An 18132-nucleotide genomic window follows, 5' to 3' on the forward strand; every position below is an offset into this window, starting at 1 on the left:
GCTATGTTGTTTTCTTAACGCAGCCTTACATTTTTGTAAGAAATGAAAATCGAACTGATGTCCCTCCACCGGGAGACGAGCTGATGTCCACCGTATGATTGAGCTTATCTGTAATTTCTTTGACGAGATGGAGGCCGATTCCCGTAGATTCTTGGAAACGCCGCCCGTTTTCACCCGTGTAATAAGGGTCAAACACCCGCTTGATGTCTTGTGAGGGAATCCCGACACCGTAATCTTTGACTTCAAGCACCGTCCTGTCTTCATCGCGGAAGACATTCAGCTCAAGTCTGTCACTCTTGCCCGCTGAATACTTGACCGCATTTGTGACCACTTGGCCAATCGCAAATTTGAGCCATTTGGCATCGGTGTAAATCTGATGATCATCGCAAACGTTCATTTTCGGATAAACGCGATATTGAATAAAAAATCGTTTATAGCTTTGAATGACTGATTGGAGAAGCTCGGACAGGGAAACCGCTTCGATTTTAAAATCCCGTTCAAACAAGTCGAGCCTTGAAGAATAAAGAAGCGTCTCCAGTCCGAATTCAATCTGCCGGACTTCTTTTTTGATTTGTTCAAAAACGGGCTCATCCTCTTCTTGAATGATTAAATTAATGACCGACAGCGGCGTCTTTACTTGGTGCACCCATTGATTCATATACGTCACCCTCGCGTCCAGCTTGGCTTCGGTCTCATGGAGCTTCTGGTGCTGCAGCCGGATCAGCTCCATCTGCTTTTCATACAGCTCTGAACAGAACACTGAAGAACCGAGATACGGGATATCCGTCCCTTCCTGCCCCGAGCTGAGCCAATGATACACGCCGCGGTCTTTGTACCAGCGATAGGCAAGATAACCCGCCAAAATAAGAAGCTGAACGCCCAATATGTAAAACAAGTGAGAAAAAGAATGAAGACCCGCAAACCAGTAATAAAAGAAGACAAACAGCCCTTGAAGGAGAAAAAGCAGAATCAGCACTGCATGAGACCGGAGAAACAGCTTCATGACTGCGCCCTCAGCTGGTAGCCTTCGCCCCGCACCGCTTCAATAGAAACAGGCGCATTCAGCTCTCGCAGTTTTTTTCTGAGCCGCGTGATATACACGTTAAGTGTATTATCATCGATGAATATGTCGGTGTCCCACGTCTTTTCCATGAGACGGTCCCGACTCGTCACCTTTTCTCCCCGCTCAAGCAGCACTTCCAAAAGCTTGCTTTCTTTTTTAGAAAGCTCGCTTTTTTCATCCTGAAAACGCAGTTCAAACCGTTCCACAAAGAGCTGAACGCCAGCATATTCAACCACTTTCTCTCCCTGCTTTGCGGCGTACTCCCCGTACGCCCTCCGGATCTGGCTTTTGATTTTCGCAAGCACAATATCATAAGAAAACGGTTTTTCGATATAATCGTCTCCCCCATTTTCAATCGCCATCACCTGATCCATTTCCCCGCTTCTGGCAGAAATAAAGATGATCGGGCTTGTGGAGTGCTGGCGGATCTGCCGGCACCAATAATATCCGTCATATGCCGGCAAATTGATATCAAGCAGCACCACATCGGGCTTTTCCCGCAAAAAGACATCAAGAACAGCTGTAAAATCCGCGGCGACCACTGTTTGATATCCGTATTTTTCAAGGTAATTCTGCAATAGTCCGCGAATGTCTTCACTGTCTTCCACAATCATGATTTTATTCAAACTGAACCACTCCCGTTTCTTACACTGCTGCCATCATCATAATCGTTTTGGGCATATGGACGCAACACCGCACAAAAAAACCGCCATCTCGGCGGTTTCTGGTCTCTTTAGCCGACCTGCTGCTTAGCTGCTTTACCGGCTGATCCGAACTCTCTCATTTTGCTTCGCACTGTCTCTTCCACGGCTTCAATGCCGGGTGTCAAATAGCCGCGCGGTTCGTACAGATCGCTGTTTTCCTGGAACATGCGGCGTGTTTCGTCTGTCCACGCTACCATACATTCCGTATTGATATTGATCTTCGCGTGGCCGAGCGTGATGGCTTTTTTGATCTGATCCTGCGGAATCCCGGATGCCCCGTGAAGAACGAGGGGAATATCAGTCATGCAGGAGATAGCCTCCATTTCCTTAAATCCGAGATTCGGCTCACCCTGATATTTGCCGTGTACAGAGCCGAGGGCGGCGGCCAGCGCGTCGATATTGGTTTCTTTGACGATCCGCTCACATTCCGTGATATCGGCATAGCAGACCCCGCCGACAAGTCCGTCTTCCATTCCGCCGACCGTGCCGACTTCGGCTTCTACTGATACGCCGTGTTTTGCGGCATAATCGGTGACTTCTTTTGTCATTGCGATATTCTCGTCAATCGGCTGATGGGAGCCGTCAATCATCACTGAGCTGAATCCGGCATCAATGGCCTGTCTGCAGCGTTCCGCACTACTGCCGTGATCGAGATGAAGCACGACCGGAACGGTAATTGCCATGTCCTCTATTAACGCCCCTACCATGGCGGCAATCGTTTTAAATCCGCCTAAATAGTCGACCAGGCGATCGGAAGCCGCGGCGATGACCGGTGATTGCTCCTTTTGCGCCGCCTGCAAAATCGCCTTCGTCCATTGCAGGCCGTTGATATTAAACTGGCCAATTGCATATTGCTCCCGCTTTGCATCTTCAAGAAGCTCTTTCATCGATACAAAAGCCATGTCCACCCCTCCTTTATCCATTACATGTTGAAGTATTTTGATACGACGTCCACTGTTGTTTTTTTCGCTGTTTGAATGGCTTCCTCAGCAGTCAGCTTATAGTATTCAGGCCGGAAGAGCTCAACCGATACAACATCAGAGAAGCCGATTTCCTTCAGTGCTGATAAGTGGGCATCTAAGTCAATTGCCCCTTGTCCCGGCCATACACGATCCTCATCTGTTAAAAAGCCGATTGGGAAATCTTCTGTATCATCAATATGATAGATGAAGATTTTCTTTCCGTCCGCCTGCTTTAAGCTCTCAATATTTGAACCCATTGCATGGAAGTGAAAACTGTCAAGGACAAGCCCGACATTGTCACGGTTAACTGTGTTTACGATCTCATACGCCTGTTCAAACGTATTGACCGTACATTGCGGATGGCCGACAAATTCAAGCGCGATTTTTACGCCGTACGGCTCCGCGATATCTGACAGCTCAGTCAGCACGTCTACACTGCTCTTTTTGATCTCTTCTTTTACAATCTTCTGCTCTGTCACAAGCGGAACGGCCACCACATATTTCACACCGAGGGTTTTGCATGTTTCCATCATGCCTTTAAATTCAGTGATGATCTCGTTGTGGCCCTTTTCATCACGGTTGTTGAAGAAAACAAGCGCGTTTAAAGCAAGCGGTTTGATGTGATGGGTTTGAAAATATTCCGCAAGATCTGCCAATGAATGATCTTTTAAGTACTCCGGCAGCTTATCCATTGTGCGGATTTCAATATAATCATAGCCGTGCTTTTCGCATAGTTCTAAATCCTGTTTAAGGTTTGAGTTTTCCAATGTTGTCGCTTCATTAAAACAAAGTTTCATGCCAGACTCCCCCATCTGCGTTTTAGATATGAAGGGAGTTCGGCAGGAAGGCTGTCGCCATATCCCGCCGAACTCCATGCTCAGCTTATGCCAGACCTAATTCTTCTTTTATTTTCTTAAGCATAAATCGGCTTGATTCATCCGCTCTTTCATCGACCCAAGCAAATACGGCATTCGTCGCAATTCCGTCGAACTTCATCTCTCTCAGTTTTCTGAAAATCGTATCAAAATCAACCTCGCCTTGACCAATGTCCAAATGCTGGTGAACCGTTACTTTCGCGTCAGGCGGATTGACGATATAGCGAAGACCATGAGCCGCTTTATGATTATAGGTATCTGCAAATAAAACATGTGTGAGGCGGTCGCCGGCTTCGTCAAACATGGTCTCGATGTCGCCTTTGCCGTCATCATAGAAGAACGTATGCGCAGTCGAGTAGACAAGATTGATCCAATCCTTGTCAAGCGCGCGGATCATATCCATCGCACCTTTGTGCGTTTCGATAAAATCGTATGGGTGGGCTTGAAGATTAAGTTTAATACCTTCTTTTTCAAAGACTGGCAGAAGCTCATCCATGGATTTGATAAATTTTTCTTCACTTGTTAAAGGATCATATTTTGAACCGCTGAATTCGCTGTTCATCAAATCCACTTCAAGTTCAACCGCAATTTCGATTGCCCGTTTCCAATTGCGCACCGCTGCCTGCCGGCGGTCTTCATCAGGACCCGCCCAGTGGTAAAGAGGAAGAAGCGATGAAAGCTTAACACCTGTATCTCTTAAAAGGCGCTTTAATTGTTTGATCTTTGCTGAATCGACTTTCGGATATTTATAAAACGGGCAAAAATCCTCACGCGGAGACAATTCGATATATTCATAGCCAAGCTCCGCCGTTTTATAGACCGTTTCCTCTAAAGTTAAATCATCACGATACATGGATGGATCCAATGCTAACTTCATATTTTCACTCCTCTGTTTTTTAGTTTTGAACTGTTGTAAAAGATTGATAGAATTCCGGTTTTTCCTTCAATTCAACCTTTTCTTTTTGTCCAGATTCCTGGGCTTTTACACACGCGTCAGTCGTGACAGCAGCAATATAGCCGTCCCATGCCGTCGGTCCGCTGACCTCGCCTTTCTTTTGAATCGAATCAATAAAGTCTTGGATTTCCACATCATACGCAGCGACAAAGCGTCTCTGCCAATCCATCAAAATATCAGTGCTGAATCTGCCTTCTTTTCTCAAGCTGATGCTTGATGGCTCGGGAAGCTTGATGATGCCGTCTTCTCCGACGATTTCGCATTGAATGTCATAGCCGTATTTACAGTTCACATAGATTTCAGCATTGATGACGATACCGCCTTTTGTTTCAATTACGACGATTTGCGGATCTTTTAAATGCGGCAGCGCGTTTTTCGATTTTTTCGGGTAGATGACTTGAACGGACTCGTAGTCATCATTGACGAGCCAGTGGAGCACGTCAATTTCATGAACAAGCGTGTCGACTACAGCCATATCCGTTGTATAGTTATCTCCTACAGTCGGGTTGCGGTGCGCGCAGTGAATCATAAGAGGCTCGCCGATGACATGATTTTCGAGCGCTTCTTTCAGCTGTACGTAACCGCTGTCATAACGGCGCATAAAGCCGACTTGAACAAGGCGTTTGCCCACTTTGATTTCTTCTTCGACGATGCGCATGCATCCTTCAGCCGTTGTCGCGAGCGGTTTTTCACAGAACACATATTTCTGGGCTTTAATCGCTTTCAGCACGCTTGACTCATGCGCAGGCCCCCAGCTTGTCACTAAGACAGCGTCTACATTTTCGTCTGCAAGCAAGCTGTCATCATTCGGATAAACCGTCGCGTTTAATTGGTATTGCTCAACGACCTTTTGTGCAGCTTCTTGATTAACATCCGTTACAGCTACAATTTCTGCGCCGGACAGCTTGTTCGTGATGCGGTTAATATGTTCTTTTCCGATTGCTCCAGTTCCAATTACGCCAATACGTAAACTCATTGACAGCCACTCCTTCTGTTGGTTACATGATTTTGCTTTCTGTTCCTTGCTTTACTTGGCTCTGAGGAGACCCGTAGAGTTCCTCTTGAATTTGTTCAAGCGACTTGCCAGACGTATTCGGCGCAAAGAGCAGCCCGATGATCATACTGGCCGTCACACATCCGAGAAGAATTGCAGCCATCGTTCCAATGCCGAAATTGGTGATAATCATTGGGACAAACAGACTCCAAATCCCTATTGAAATACGGACAAGGAAAAACATCAGTCCTTGTGCGGAAGCACGATATTGCGTAGGAAAGATTTCACTGGCCCATAACTGATAGTTCGCTTGCTGCCCTGCTCCGTTATTGATGCCGATCACGACAATAAACAGGAGCAGAATCGGCAGGCCTTCAACTGGCAGCAGAAACAGTGTCCACCCGATCACCGCCATGAAAGCGGCGATTCCAAATACGGTTTTTCTATATTTGTCGGCAAAGGGCATGAAGATCAAAGCGACCCCCAATCCTGTGAAGATAAACAGCCCCATTTGCAAAAGATTGGCCATGTTGGCAGATACACCGCCGACCTGCTGATAAATGTATGGCATAAAGAAGCCCATGACCCCGGCGGCTAAGTTCCAAACCAAGTACACACCCATCAAAAACAGTATGCTTTTTAGATACATAGGCTTGAGCAAATCAAAATACGATGTCTTATTCAGTACAGCCGGCTTCTCTGCCTGAGCATCCTCCGGCTGATTTTTTGTCTGCCAGGCGTCTGATTCCGGAAGCCTGATTCTCAGGATGTACGTAATCAGCGCAATCACAAGCAGGTGGGCAAATACAATTTTATTTCCCAGGAGTCCCAAGTCACCGGCCAGTACGGAGAGTAGCAGTACAACGACAGCGCCCGCGGCCCAAGCGACTTGTGCTACGCCGCAATGCCTGGCCCGTTTCTTCTTTGGCGCATTTTCCGCAATAATGGTCCATGACGCGGTTATGTCAGCTCCTACTGATAAACCGATAATGATGTAACCGCTTAACAACATGGGGAAATTAACCCCGAACAAAACCAAACAAATCCCTAGTGCATAAACCAGCATACTATTGGTATAAACAGCCTTCCGTCCGACTTTATCAGCCAGAAACCCGCCAAGCAGCGCGCCGACAGCGGCAGAAATCGCATTTGCGCTCAGCGCGCCGAGCAGCCCGATTTGTGTATCGGATAGCTTAAGGTAACTGACCCATAATGATAAACCGGCGGAGCCTGCCACAATTGAACCGGCATCAATATAGTTGGCCAATGCTGCCGCGATTGTCCGTTTATTGAAGGCTGAATCTCCATTGGTATTGCCCATATGTTCATTCCCCATTAAGCCAGATCCAACAACTGCTGATCAATATAGTTTCTCGCAATCAATGCATACTCCAGCGGGTTTGCAACATCGGGGTCCTGTTCAGCTTCAATGACAATCCATCCGGAATAACTGTGCTTCAACAGCAGCTGATATACTTCTCTAAAGTCAATGCAGCCGTCACCAGGAACCGTAAACATGCCTTTTAAAAATGATTGCCGGAACGATTGTCCTTCGAGCCTGCATTGTTCCATGACATTCAGGCGGGCATCCTTAAAGTGCACATGCTTAATGCGGCCGATATGCTTCTCAAGCATCCCCATGTAATCGCCGTCAGAAATATACGCATGGCCTGTATCATAGAGGAGGTGTACATGCGCAGGGTCTGTTCCTGCCATCAGGCGGTCCACTTCTTCCGCTGTTTGGACACCAGTGCCGAGATGATGATGATAGACAAGCTTCAAGCCATGCTGAGCGGCAATTTCGCCAAGGTGATTCAGCCCTTCGCAAAGCCGCTCCCATTCATCATCCGTAAAGTGCGGCTTCTCTGTGAACACATTTTTCTCCAAGCCTTGCACGCTGTACGTTTGTTCAGAGACAACTGCGACATCCGCGTTTACTTGCTGCAAATACTCACAATGCAGGGTAAATGCCTTTGCCGCTTCACCAAGTCCGTCACGCAAAATAAAACTGCTGAACCATTTTCCTGCAATGCGTAAGTTCCGAAGCTTCAGCTCTTTGTTCAGGATGGCAGGTTCGGGGAAAAAGCCCCCGACCTCCGTGCCTTGAAAACGTGCGACAACGATATCACTTAACAAATGCTGAAGTGTATTTCCCGCTCCAATTTCAGGCATGTCATCATTCCGCCACCCAATGGGAGCGATTCCCCACAGGATTTCATTTTTGCCCATCTATGGTGCCTCCCCTCTAATACTGCTTCGCAGATTCCAGCTTTTTCTCTTTTGCTTCGTATGCCTTCTGAACGCTTTCTTGTTCAGATACCTCTGCCACCCCGACATGCCACCAGCTGTCATAGCCGTCCGTCATTGTTTTAGGCAGCACCTTCATTTCAATTAATGTTGATATATCCTGTTTCTTCGCATCCTCTAACGCCGCTTTTAATTCTTCTACTGTGTTTGCGCGGTAGGTTTTCGCGCCGTATCCCTCAGCGACTTTCGCGTAATCGACATTCAGGATTTGGTTGTCATCTGTGCGGAACTCGCAATAGTAGCTGCCGCTGCCGTGATCCATTTGCAGGTTGTTGATGCATCCGAATCCTGAGTTGTCAAAGAGCAGCACATTGATTTTCTTGTTGTACTGAATCGCCGTGATCAATTCAGAATGAAGCATCAGGAAGCTGCCGTCTCCGACGATTGAATACACTTCTCTGTCAGGGTGGGCCAGTTTAAGACCGAGTGTCCCGGACACTTCATAGCCCATGCAAGAATATCCATACTCCAGGTGATACGTATTCGGAACATTAGAATGCCACAGACGCTGCAAATCTCCTGGGAGTGAGCCTGCTGAACAGATGATGACGCTGTCTTCAGGAATCGTCTCGTTGATTGTCAGCAATGCCGTTGTTTGCGGAAGCTCCGTATTCAACGCGTCAGCATATTCATTCAGGACCTCTTGAGAAAAGTGATTTTTGATTTCCGGATCAAATGCTTCCCGCTTAAACGTCACTTTGCTGAGACGCTCGCGTTCAGCTAGCCATTCGTCCTTCAGCTCCCGGATCGTTGTGCCGAACTCGCTCTCATAGCCTTCAAGCAAGCCGTGCAGTTTGCCAAGCGTCACTTTCGCATCCGCCACCACTTGGAATGCATCAAGTTTATACGCCTGCATTCGGCTGACGTTAATGTTCAAAAACTTCGCTTTATCAAAATCAAAAGCGGTCTTAGAGGATGTCGCAAAATCTGTATACCTTGTGCCGATGCCGATAATCAAATCAGCTTGGCGGGCCGCTTTGTTTGCCGCAAGTGTACCTGTGATGCCCATTCCGCCAAGGTTGTTTGCAAAATCTGCCTCAACGGTAGACTTTCCTGCCTGCGTTTCAACTAGCGGAATGTTATAGGCTTCAGAAATGGCAACCAATTCATCGCGCGCACCGGAATATTTTGCGCCTCCGCCGACGAGAATCACAGGTTTTTTGCTGGATTTAATCAGCTCCGCCGCACCTTGAAGCTCGCGCTCGCTCGGCTGCATGCGATCAATATAGTGAACCCGTTTGACGAAGAAACTTTCATCAAAATCGTATGCTTCCCCTTCAACATCCTGAGAAATACAAATCGTTGCCGGACCTGCTTTTGCCGGATCAGTCATGACTTCAAACGCGCGCAGCAAACTGCTCATCAGCTGCTCAGGGCGCGTAATGCGGTCCCAGTATCTCGATACAGGTTTCAATGCATCGTTTGTCGTAATCGCCGCGCTGTATTCTTGCTCCATTTGCTGCAGTACAGGGTCTGGCTGTCTTGTCGCAAATGTGTCTGCCGGAATCAAGAGAACTGGGATATTGTTTGCCAATGCAGTGCCGGCTGCCGCCACCAAGTTAGCCGCTCCCGGTCCGACGGATGTAGACACTGCATATATTTTTCTTCTCAGCATTTGCTTGCTGTACGCCATGGCCGCATGCGCCATTCCTTGTTCATTTTTCCCTTGATAGACTTTCAAATGGCCTGCATCCTGCTCAAGCGCTTGCCCGATCCCTAATACGTTTCCATGACCGAAAATTGTGAAAATCCCTTCGACAAAAGGCTCTTCCTTTCCATCAACATGGATGTACTGCTGGTTTAAGAATTTAATCAGCGCCTGCGCTGTTGTTAAGCGAATTTTCTTGCCCACAAACGATCCCACCTTTACTCGATCTTTTTCAATTATGACTGTGCTTCAATAAGCTGTACGATTTCTTCCGCAGTCGGCATCGCTTCTGACGAACTGTGCTTGCTCACCACAATGGAAGCTGAAGCACTGCCGTATTTCAATGCCGTTTCAATGTCTTTTCCGCTGACAAGGCCATAGATAAAGGCTGACGCATAGGAGTCACCAGCTCCAAAGGTTTTCAGCACTTTTGTCTTGTACGCTTGGGCGCGGAATACCTCACCGGATTTGCTGTATGCGTAAGAGCCTTCGACGCCGTGTTTGATGACAACGAGGTCGGCTGAATGGCCAAATAAATGATTGACGGATTCTTCATTGCTTCCGCCTGTGCGGTTTTCCATCACATCAAATTCATCGCGTGTGCCGATGACGATATCAGACTGCTCGGCAACCAAAGAATAATAAACGGCTGTTTCATCTGATGACTGCCACGTATACGGGCGGTAATCCAGTTCGAACACCACTTTAACCTGATGCTTCTTCGCGTATTGAACAGCTTTTAATACCGCTTCCCGTGACGGGCTTTTGGCGAGCGCTGTCCCGGAAACAAGCAGCATTTTCGCATTTGCGATATAGTCCTCGCTTACCTCTGAAGGCTCAAGATAAAGATCCGCCACATCATCGCGATACATTAAAATGCTGCATTCTTCAGGGCTGAGGATTTCTGTAAATGCAAGGCCTGCTTTGTGTCCATCTTGATCAACAACCATCTGTGTTGTATCAACGCCGGTCTTTCTCATATAGGACTCTATGAATCTTCCATGCTGGTCATCCGGAATTTTGCCGATGAAGCCCGCTTTTAAGCCAAGCTTCGCGCTGCCGATCGCGATATTCGCAGGTGAACCGCCGACGTATTTGGAAAATGTCATCGTCTCTTCCATTGGGCGGTTGTATTCGAGTGCGTTCAGGTCAATACATGCCCGGCCGATGGCAATAATGTCAAAAGCCTTCTCTTCATTGAATGTATACTTCATCGTAAACAGCCACTCCTCACTTGTTAGCGTTCTAAAATCCACTCATGCGCCGGGTCGTTATGAAACTTCCATTTTCGCGTCGGCCCTGCCATGACATTTAAATAGTAGGATGTGTATCCGTCCGGAACGCCTACCGGGTGGTATCCCGCAGGAACGATGACAACGTTTTCATTTTCCACAGTCATTGTCTCGTCAATAGAACGGTCATCTGTGTATACGCGCTGAAATACAAAGCCCTGTCCCGGGTCTAACTCATGGTAGTACGTTTCTTCTAAGAAAGATTCTTCCGGCAAGTTGTCTTGATCATGTTTGTGAGGCGGGTAGCTGGACCAGTTGCCGCTGTCTGTATAGACTTCAACTACTAATAGACTGTTAGCTGAAGGGTCTGAATCCGGAAGAATGTTATGAACAGTACGTTTGTTTGAAAATTGCCCGCGATGTTCAATTCCGTTGTCTTCCGCTTTGATCAGCTTTGTCGGAAGCTGCTTTTCCGATGGAGAATAGCAAAGCGCCACTCTTGCGTCGCTGACCGCTGTGATCTCAAATGCACGGTCATTTGACATATAGACGCTGTCTGTCGGTTTTCGTTCAAATACGCTTTCACGCGTGCCGATATTCTCAAAAGTCGACTCATGATCTGTCACTGTAATTTTTCCCGTTACCGCCACAATACAGATTTCTTGTTTTTTCAATTCTTCTGTATAGCTTGAACCTGATGCAAGATCTAACACTTTAAACTCTACATAAGTGAGATCAGAGTTGGATGTCGTTACTTCGTGCACGAGTTTGACCCCATTAGACACTTCATGCGACTGCGGCTTACGCAACAAATAACTCATAGTGAAGCCCTCCTCTTTCTATTGGCAGAATGAGTCCGAACAGCGCACATGGACGCCGTTCGGCTGTTCGTCGTTTAGTTGAAATCAGGTGCCGGATATCTTGCCGTTACCACTTTTTTACGTGTATAGAAGTCGACGCTGTCTTTTCCGTTCGCATGCAGCGTTCCAAAGAATGAAGATTTCCAGCCTGAGAATGGGAAGAACGCCATTGGAGCCGGCACACCAAGGTTGATTCCTAGCATTCCCGCATCAATGTTTTCACGGAAGTAGCGGATTGCGTTTGAGTTGGATGTGAACAAGCAGGCGCCGTTCGCAAACTCAGACTTATTGGCGATTTCAATCGCTTCTTTCAGGTTTTTCACACGAATGACAGATAAGACCGGAGCGAAAATTTCATCTTTCCAGATCGTCATCTCTGTTGTGACATTGTCAAAGATCGTCGGGCCGACAAAGTAGCCGTCGTCTGACACATTTTCACGTCCGTCACATACGAGTCTGGCACCTTCTTCAAGACCTTTTTCGATATAGCTGAGCGTGCGCTTCTTGTTGTCTTCGCGAATCACCGGTCCTAAGAACACGCCGTCATCAAGGCCATTACCGATTTTAATGTCCGCCACTTTTTCCTGCAGCTTCGCCATAAATTCATCGGCGATTCCTTCTTCAACTGTCACAACCGCACAAGCCATGCAGCGTTCACCGGCAGAACCGAAGGCAGCTCCAACGATGTTTGTGACCGTGTCTTCAAGATTCGCATCGTTCAAGACAATCGTATGGTTTTTCGCGCCAGTCAGAGATTGAACGCGTTTTAAGTTTTCGCTTCCTTTTTTGTAGACGTATTCGCCGACTGGCTTGGAGCCTACAAATGAAATCGCTTTAATTTCGGGATGCTCGAGGATGCCGTTTACAACGTCATGCGCACCGTATACGACGTTGAATACCCCTTTCGGAAGGCCCGCTTTTTCAAAAAGCTCAACCAATTTCTCTGTTAATAGCGGAGTCCGCTCAGACGGCTTTAAAATAAATGTGTTGCCGAGCGCGATCGCCATCGGGAACATCCAGCAAGGAACCATCATCGGGAAGTTGAATGGCGCGATTCCGCCGACAACTCCGATTGGGTAACGGTAGTTCGCCGCTTCAACGTCCGTTGCGATGGAAGCAAGTGAGTCACCCATCATCAGGGAAGGTGCTCCAGCGGCGAACTCTACGTTTTCAATCCCGCGTCCCACTTCACCTAAAGCTTCTTTCGTGTTTTTTCCGTTTTCAATGGTAATTAGATGAGCAAGTTCTTCTTTATGCTGAGACAGCAGCTGCTGGAAGTTAAATAGAATTCTGGCACGGCGCGGAACCGCCACCTTTGACCATGTTTTAAATGCTTCAGCAGCCGTTTGCGCTGCGTAATCAATATCCTCTTTTGTAGAAATCGGCACTTGGCATAGTACTTCTTTCGTCGCCGGATTGACGACATCTTCATATTGATCTGTTTTGCTTTCAACCCATTCACCGTTGATGTAGTTTTTTAATTTTCTGATTTCTGCCATTCTTATTGCCTCCTTCATTAGTAAACACATACACTTGTATGGATGGTTCCGGATAGATTCATATCAATATCCACTTTTCAGCAAGCCAAGAATTAAACGCTTTCAAAAAAACCAAAAAAATAAATGGCGGATGCATATTTACATACAAGCAACCATTTCATGCACAACAGGTTACTTTTTGGTCATTTCTTGGTTATATTCTAATCGCATAATACCCATAAGTCAATCATAAACACTAAATTTTTTCATTATTTTTATTATATTAATCTTTTAATCAAGTAAGAGAGGTAAGAGAAGCCCGCCGAATCTTGAAAAAGATATACACCGATGTTATCATTTTTTAAGCAACTATTGATTAACTTTTGGTTTTTATTATATATTTATGTTACGTAAAGATTCAAGAAGGAGTTTTTAATATGAAACTGATGCGGATTCAGGAAATGGAGGAGTACATTTTATCGCATGGCACTGTTTCCTTAGATGAGCTGTGCCAGGTGTTCAATGTTTCCAAAAACACAGTCAGACGTGATATCAACAAGCTAACAGAAAAGGGTGCGATTGAAAAAGTATACGGCGGCGTAACATCTATTGAAAAAACCGCATTAGTTCCTTTTGAAAATCGCACCATTCAGCACCAGGATGAAAAAACAAAAATCGCCCATTATGCTTCCCGATTTATTGAAGATCACGATTTGGTCTTCATTGATTCAGGAACGACGACAAAGTCTATTCTTGATACGCTTGATCCAGCCAAAAATGTCACCATCTTAACCAACAGTTTAGACATTATCAATGCGGCGTCAGCTTTGAAGAATATCAACTTAATCATTATCGGAAACAACTATAAGAGAAAAACCCGCTCCTTTGTCGGCATGGACGACCCGGCTATGCTTGATAAGTACAATATCAACAAAGCCTTTATGTCCGCTACCGGAACGACGCTGACACACGGATTGACCAACTCGGATCTGCTGGAGTATGAAATTAAAAAGAGGATTTCGGAAAAAGCAAAAGAAGTGTATCTATTGGCTGACCATTCTAAATTCGGAAAATCAACGCTTCTGACATATGCGCCGTTTGACAGGCTGCATTGCATTGTGACCTCTCAGCCATTAGACGACGAGTACACGCAGTACTGCAATGAGCATCAAATCGGCATTCATCTGGCCGAACGTTTACAATAGTGTTGAGAGTCTATCATCCATTTTATTCTAGGAGGCAGATCATGAAAAAAGCGAAGCTCGGAAAATCAGACTTGCAGGTATTCCCTATCGGATTAGGAACAAATGCTGTCGGAGGACATAACCTCTACCCGAACCTAAATGAAGAAACCGGAAAAGAATTGGTGCGCGAGGCGATCCGTAATGGCGTGACAATGTTAGACACCGCTTACATTTACGGGATCGGCCGTTCCGAAGAATTAATTGGTGAAGTGCTGCGTGAATTCAACCGTGAAGATGTTGTCATCGCGACAAAAGCCGCTCACAGAAAACAAGGCAATGACTTTGTCTTTGATAATTCACCAGAATTTCTTAAAAAATCAGTTGATGAAAGCCTGAAGCGCTTGAATACCGATTATATCGATTTGTTCTACATTCACTTCCCTGACGAACATACGCCTAAGGATGAAGCCGTTAACGCGCTGAATGAGATGAAGAAAGCCGGAAAAATCCGCTCCATCGGTGTATCCAACTTCTCTTTAGAGCAATTGAAAGAAGCAAACAAAGACGGTTTGGTAGATGTATTGCAAGGCGAATACAACCTGTTAAACCGTGAAGCGGAAAAAACATTCTTCCCGTATACGAAGGAGCATAATATTTCATTTATCCCTTACTTCCCGCTCGTATCAGGTTTATTGGCAGGAAAGTATACAGAAGATACAACGTTCCCAGAAGGCGACCTGCGAAACGAACAGGAACACTTCAAGGGCGAGCGTTTCAAAGAAAATATCAGAAAGGTCAACAAGCTTGCGCCGATTGCCGAAAAACACAACGTGGATATCCCTCACATCGTATTGGCCTGGTATTTAGCAAGACCGGAAATTGATATTTTAATTCCGGGAGCAAAACGTGCCGATCAGCTGATTGATAACATCAAAACAGCCGACGTGACGCTTTCTCAAGAGGATATTTCATTTATTGATAAGCTGTTCGCATAAGAAGAAAGCAGCCTTCTCCAATGGAGAAGGCTGCTTTTTTGTGCGATAAATTCCTAAATAACTGATTTTGAAGCAAAACCTTACAAAATGAGCCATAAATCCGATAAAATAAAGGTAGTTTATCTCAGAAAGAAAGTGATTGAGAAAGCAAAAGTATGAAACGTTCATATCATCTAGCTCATATGAAATAAAGCTGACCCAGCTTCTTTTATTTGCTGGTCAGAATAGCGGACCGTTTCGATGGTCTATGGAGGAAACAGAATGAAACTTAAATATGTAAAAGCCTTAGTTGCAGTAACCGTTGCTTTAGGTGTACTGCTGCCATCAACGATTTCTCATGCAAAGAGCTTTAGCGGCCGCTCATCATCTAGTTACAGCAGCCGAAGTTCAAGCTCGTCATACAGCGGAAGCTATAAATCAAGCCCGAAATCAAGCTACAGCTCAGGATCAAGCTCTTCTAGCAAAAAATCCAAGACGTCTGACGATTCATCATCATCGATTTCGCTTAAAAAGAAGCCTTCGGAAAAGGCAAGCTCCTCAAGCTCTAAAAAATCGTCAGGCACCTTTTCCGGCGCTACATCAAAAGTAACCGGAAAGACATACAGCGGAAAAACGTCTAAAGCTTATGTTGGCGGACGTTATGTTTCAGTCAATCATTACTATCACGCAGGTTTCGCGCCATCAGGATGGTTTGGATATTATAGCGGATTTACAATGGGTATGTTCATGATCAGCATGATGCACCCGTGGGGTTACACCTATCATCCAGTCGGAGGCCCCGGCTATGTTTCTTATGGCGCTTCACCCATTGCCTGGATCGTTGATATCATCGCTTTGATTATTATTTTAATCATTGTCATCGCATTGATTCGCGCATTTAAAGCACCGAAGACGTACAGAAGGAGATTTTAGGCAATGAGATTAATATTAAATGAGCAAGAAATTGTAGACGGAATTTGCGTGTATATTTCCAATGAAGAAGATATCTACCCTGAAGACGTTGAAGTAAAGGAGCTATCTTATAACAAGCGTACAGGGTTCTTCGCTGAAGCTACATTTGGCCTGCACCACAAGCAGCTTATGTCAGATGACATTTCAGAAGGCATTATTCAGTTCTTAGAGGAATACCACAACTTCAATCCGGACGTTACCGTCGTTGAATTGCAATTTGATAAGAAAAAAGGCTTCTCCGCCTTGGTTTTCGTCAACGAAGCAGAAGAATAAAAATGTCTTAATCAAACCTTACTCCGCGCGGGTAAGGTTTTTTTAATGGTTTCTCTGAGCATAAAGTTATTTCGTTTTTCCTAAACTCAGCGGATCTGTGATCATCTCTTTTGGCTTTAACGTTTCCGTTTTTTCAAAACAAATGTTTCAAATGAGATAGGAAATGGGTACTAATCTATTAACTTTGTTACATATTTTTAGATACTCATTGGCTCAACAACTGAGGAGGAGACATTTGTGAAGAAAGACACAAGGAAATATATGATCTACTTTTTCGGCGCTCTAGGGGGACTGCTATATGGTTACGATACAGGCGTTATCTCAGGAGCACTCCTGTTTATCAATAACGATATTCCTTTAACGACATTGACAGAAGGATTGGTTGTCAGCATGCTGCTCCTTGGCGCGATTTTCGGTTCTGCCTTGAGCGGCACATGCTCAGACCGCTGGGGCAGGAGAAAGGTTGTATTTGTCCTTTCCATCATTTTTATTATCGGTGCGCTCGCTTGCGCGTTTTCTCAAACAATCGGCATGCTGATTGCATCTAGGGTGATACTCGGATTGGCCGTCGGCGGTTCAACGGCGCTTGTGCCCGTGTATCTTTCCGAAATGGCACCGACAAAAATTCGCGGGACACTCGGCACAATGAACAACTTAATGATTGTCACAGGAATTTTGCTCGCCTATATTGTGAACTACCTGTTCACACCGTTTGAAGCGTGGCGCTGGATGGTCGGTCTGGCCGCAGTGCCTGCCGTGCTTCTATTAATCGGCATCGCGTTCATGCCGGAATCGCCAAGATGGCTCGTGAAGCGCGGCCGTGAAGAAGAAGCGAGACGAATCATGAACATCACTCATGATCCCCAAGACATCGAAATGGAATTGGCAGAGATGAAGCAAGGGGAAGCAGAGAAAAAAGAAACGACACTCAGCGTCCTAAAAGCCAAATGGATTCGCCCCATGCTTCTGATTGGCGTCGGCCTAGCTATTTTCCAGCAGGCTGTCGGCATTAACACGGTCATCTACTACGCGCCGACCATTTTTACGAAGGCCGGTCTTGGCACGTCAGCTTCCGCACTCGGCACAATGGGAATCGGCGTCCTTAACGTCATCATGTGTATCACTGCCATGATCTTAATTGACCGTGTCGGACGCAAAAAACTTCTGATCTGGGGAAGTGTCGGCATCACACTGAGCCTTGCTGCTTTATCAGGCGTGCTCCTGACACTGGGGCTTTCCGCATCAACAGCGTGGATGACAGTAGTCTTTCTCGGCGTCTATATCGTCTTTTACCAGGCGACATGGGGTCCTGTAGTGTGGGTGCTCATGCCTGAGCTCTTCCCGTCCAAAGCGCGCGGAGCCGCGACAGGGTTCACGACTTTGGTGTTATCGGCAGCCAACCTGATCGTGTCGCTCGTCTTCCCGCTGATGCTAAGCGCAATGGGCATCGCATGGGTCTTTATGGTTTTCTCAGTCATTTGTCTTCTCTCATTTTTCTTCGCTTTCTACATGGTGCCGGAAACCAAAGGGCGAAGCTTGGAGGAAATTGAAGCAAGCCTGAAAAACCGGTTTAAAAAGAAGAAAAGCACCCAAAACCAAATGCTGAATGAGCGTACATTATAAAAAAAGGAATCGTCTCCTTATGGGACGA

The 18132-nt window shown here is 46.1% G+C and carries 17 protein-coding genes; 5 read left to right on the forward strand and 12 right to left on the reverse strand.

Going from position 1 to position 18132, the window contains the following annotated elements:
- Positions 1-25: 25 nt before the first annotated feature.
- The 12 genes from yxdK to iolA all read right to left on the reverse strand — a co-directional run bounded on the left by yxdK (position 26) and on the right by iolA (position 13099).
- Positions 26-1003, reverse strand: coding sequence for a two-component system sensor histidine kinase YxdK (yxdK, locus tag MHH82_RS36075; RefSeq protein WP_072175856.1), 978 nt, complete (start codon positions 1001-1003; stop codon positions 26-28).
- Positions 1000-1689: a two-component system response regulator YxdJ gene (gene yxdJ / locus MHH82_RS36080; protein WP_003243527.1), complete on the reverse strand. Its 690-nt coding sequence runs from the start codon at positions 1687-1689 to the stop codon at positions 1000-1002. Before yxdJ ends, yxdK begins: the two co-directional genes overlap by 4 nt.
- Before the next feature lie 107 nt (positions 1690-1796).
- Positions 1797-2669: a 6-phospho-5-dehydro-2-deoxy-D-gluconate aldolase gene (gene iolJ, locus MHH82_RS36085; protein WP_064671730.1), complete on the reverse strand. Its 873-nt coding sequence runs from the start codon at positions 2667-2669 to the stop codon at positions 1797-1799.
- 20 nt (positions 2670-2689) lie between these two features.
- Positions 2690-3526, reverse strand: coding sequence for a 2-keto-myo-inositol isomerase (gene iolI / locus MHH82_RS36090; protein ID WP_049140862.1), 837 nt, complete (start codon positions 3524-3526; stop codon positions 2690-2692).
- Positions 3527-3611: 85 nt separating this feature from the next.
- A complete protein-coding gene (locus MHH82_RS36095; protein WP_064671729.1) occupies positions 3612-4481 on the reverse strand; it encodes a sugar phosphate isomerase/epimerase family protein in 870 nt (289 codons plus the stop codon).
- Positions 4482-4500: 19 nt separating this feature from the next.
- Positions 4501-5535, reverse strand: coding sequence for a bifunctional inositol 2-dehydrogenase/D-chiro-inositol 1-dehydrogenase (iolG, locus tag MHH82_RS36100; RefSeq protein ID WP_072175857.1), 1035 nt, complete (start codon positions 5533-5535; stop codon positions 4501-4503).
- A gap of 22 nt (positions 5536-5557) precedes the next feature.
- Positions 5558-6874 (reverse strand): myo-inositol transporter IolF, encoded by a 1317-nt coding sequence (iolF, locus tag MHH82_RS36105; RefSeq protein WP_072175858.1) that lies wholly within the window; start codon positions 6872-6874, stop codon positions 5558-5560.
- A 14-nt stretch (positions 6875-6888) separates the two neighbouring features.
- A complete protein-coding gene (iolE, locus tag MHH82_RS36110; RefSeq protein ID WP_064671727.1) occupies positions 6889-7782 on the reverse strand; it encodes a myo-inosose-2 dehydratase in 894 nt (297 codons plus the stop codon).
- Between the two features lie 16 nt (positions 7783-7798).
- On the reverse strand, positions 7799-9712 hold the full coding sequence (gene iolD, locus MHH82_RS36115; protein WP_072175859.1) for a 3D-(3,5/4)-trihydroxycyclohexane-1,2-dione acylhydrolase (decyclizing): 1914 nt from the start codon (positions 9710-9712) through the stop codon (positions 7799-7801).
- Positions 9713-9744: 32 nt separating this feature from the next.
- Positions 9745-10722 (reverse strand): 5-dehydro-2-deoxygluconokinase, encoded by a 978-nt coding sequence (gene iolC / locus MHH82_RS36120; RefSeq protein WP_049140860.1) that lies wholly within the window; start codon positions 10720-10722, stop codon positions 9745-9747.
- Between the two features lie 23 nt (positions 10723-10745).
- The gene (gene iolB, locus MHH82_RS36125; RefSeq protein ID WP_014478486.1) at positions 10746-11561 is read right to left on the reverse strand and encodes a 5-deoxy-glucuronate isomerase; all 816 of its coding nucleotides are present in this window, start codon (positions 11559-11561) and stop codon (positions 10746-10748) included.
- A gap of 74 nt (positions 11562-11635) precedes the next feature.
- Entirely contained in the window at positions 11636-13099 is a 1464-nt protein-coding gene (gene iolA, locus MHH82_RS36130; protein ID WP_003243682.1) for a methylmalonate-semialdehyde dehydrogenase, read from the reverse strand.
- A 416-nt stretch (positions 13100-13515) separates the two neighbouring features.
- Between iolA and iolR the strand changes: the two genes are divergently transcribed.
- The 5 genes from iolR to MHH82_RS36155 all read left to right on the forward strand — a co-directional run bounded on the left by iolR (position 13516) and on the right by MHH82_RS36155 (position 18104).
- Complete coding sequence (iolR, locus tag MHH82_RS36135) at positions 13516-14283, forward strand: myo-inositol utilization transcriptional regulator IolR (RefSeq protein WP_038828963.1); 768 nt, start codon at positions 13516-13518, stop codon at positions 14281-14283.
- Positions 14284-14324: 41 nt separating this feature from the next.
- Positions 14325-15257 (forward strand): aldo/keto reductase, encoded by a 933-nt coding sequence (locus tag MHH82_RS36140; RefSeq protein ID WP_003227049.1) that lies wholly within the window; start codon positions 14325-14327, stop codon positions 15255-15257.
- 261 nt (positions 15258-15518) lie between these two features.
- Positions 15519-16169, forward strand: coding sequence for a hypothetical protein (locus tag MHH82_RS36145; protein ID WP_003244225.1), 651 nt, complete (start codon positions 15519-15521; stop codon positions 16167-16169).
- A gap of 3 nt (positions 16170-16172) precedes the next feature.
- Complete coding sequence (locus MHH82_RS36150; RefSeq protein WP_003227046.1) at positions 16173-16481, forward strand: YxcD family protein; 309 nt, start codon at positions 16173-16175, stop codon at positions 16479-16481.
- 237 nt (positions 16482-16718) lie between these two features.
- Entirely contained in the window at positions 16719-18104 is a 1386-nt protein-coding gene (locus tag MHH82_RS36155) for a sugar porter family MFS transporter (protein ID WP_021481038.1), read from the forward strand.
- The last annotated feature ends 28 nt before the right edge of the window (positions 18105-18132 follow it).

This window comes from Bacillus sp. FSL K6-6540 (assembly GCF_038007545.1).

What these genes read in the sequence shown, in the direction of transcription:
- iolB (WP_014478486.1), bottom strand. Translation starts at nt 11,561, where the DNA reads ATGAGTTATTTGTTGCGTAAGCCGCAGTCGCATGAAGTGTCTAATGGG.
- MHH82_RS36145 (WP_003244225.1), top strand. Translation starts at nt 15,519, where the DNA reads ATGAAACTTAAATATGTAAAAGCCTTAGTTGCAGTAACCGTTGCTTTA.
- iolF (WP_072175858.1), bottom strand. Translation starts at nt 6,874, where the DNA reads ATGGGCAATACCAATGGAGATTCAGCCTTCAATAAACGGACAATCGCG.
- MHH82_RS36095 (WP_064671729.1), bottom strand. Translation starts at nt 4,481, where the DNA reads ATGAAGTTAGCATTGGATCCATCCATGTATCGTGATGATTTAACTTTA.
- iolJ (WP_064671730.1), bottom strand. Translation starts at nt 2,669, where the DNA reads ATGGCTTTTGTATCGATGAAAGAGCTTCTTGAAGATGCAAAGCGGGAG.
- MHH82_RS36150 (WP_003227046.1), top strand. Translation starts at nt 16,173, where the DNA reads ATGAGATTAATATTAAATGAGCAAGAAATTGTAGACGGAATTTGCGTG.
- iolE (WP_064671727.1), bottom strand. Translation starts at nt 7,782, where the DNA reads ATGGGCAAAAATGAAATCCTGTGGGGAATCGCTCCCATTGGGTGGCGG.
- iolR (WP_038828963.1), top strand. Translation starts at nt 13,516, where the DNA reads ATGAAACTGATGCGGATTCAGGAAATGGAGGAGTACATTTTATCGCAT.
- yxdK (WP_072175856.1), bottom strand. Translation starts at nt 1,003, where the DNA reads ATGAAGCTGTTTCTCCGGTCTCATGCAGTGCTGATTCTGCTTTTTCTC.
- iolA (WP_003243682.1), bottom strand. Translation starts at nt 13,099, where the DNA reads ATGGCAGAAATCAGAAAATTAAAAAACTACATCAACGGTGAATGGGTT.
- iolC (WP_049140860.1), bottom strand. Translation starts at nt 10,722, where the DNA reads ATGAAGTATACATTCAATGAAGAGAAGGCTTTTGACATTATTGCCATC.
- iolI (WP_049140862.1), bottom strand. Translation starts at nt 3,526, where the DNA reads ATGAAACTTTGTTTTAATGAAGCGACAACATTGGAAAACTCAAACCTT.
- iolG (WP_072175857.1), bottom strand. Translation starts at nt 5,535, where the DNA reads ATGAGTTTACGTATTGGCGTAATTGGAACTGGAGCAATCGGAAAAGAA.
- MHH82_RS36140 (WP_003227049.1), top strand. Translation starts at nt 14,325, where the DNA reads ATGAAAAAAGCGAAGCTCGGAAAATCAGACTTGCAGGTATTCCCTATC.